This window comes from Corallococcus aberystwythensis, from assembly GCF_003612165.1.
Taxonomy (GTDB): domain Bacteria; phylum Myxococcota; class Myxococcia; order Myxococcales; family Myxococcaceae; genus Corallococcus; species Corallococcus aberystwythensis.
In genome coordinates this window covers 1-540 of sequence record NZ_RAWK01000565.1, presented here as the reverse complement: position 1 = coordinate 540, position 540 = coordinate 1, and the positions used below count along the sequence as shown (strand labels likewise).

General features: G+C 62.6%; 1 protein-coding gene. It reads right to left on the bottom strand.

From position 1 onward, the window contains the following. Window positions 1-540 (bottom strand): ribonucleotide reductase N-terminal alpha domain-containing protein (locus D7W81_RS44665; RefSeq protein ID WP_147445853.1); only part of this gene is annotated, 540 nt, incomplete at both ends.

Below are 540 nucleotides of genomic sequence, written 5' to 3'. Positions count from 1 at the left end.
TGCATGCACAGCCCGATGCCCCCGTTGCGGGCGAGGATGGCGCTCACGTTGCCGGTGATGGCCCGGAGGGTGGCCTGGTTAGTGGTGGCCTGGGGGTTTACCAGGTAGCAGCTGGACGTGTAGTAGTTGCGGGTTCCGAGGTTCAGCATGGCGGGGGTGGACGGCACGATCTGGTGGTCGTAGAGGCGGTGGAAAAAGAACTTGAACATTTCCCACCACGACCCCTGTCGCCCCAGGGCGATGTGGCGCATGCCGCGGGTCGCCCGGCACGCCAGGAACCCGGCGATGCGGGTGTACATCTGGAAGACGGACTCCATGTAGTGCCCGCCAAAACGCTTTAGGTAAAACTCCTCATACTTCAGGGCCGATTGCAGCCCCCGCTCGACCAGCGTGTGCGGTGTGCTGTGGATCAGACAGTCGTAATGGTCCAGAGCCTGGGCCAGGATCACCAGCTGGGCTTCGTGCTCGCGAAGCCTTTCCGTCAGGCCAAAATCCAGCGCCACTTCCTTGGATCGCAGCAACTCCTCAAAGGAGGCCTCC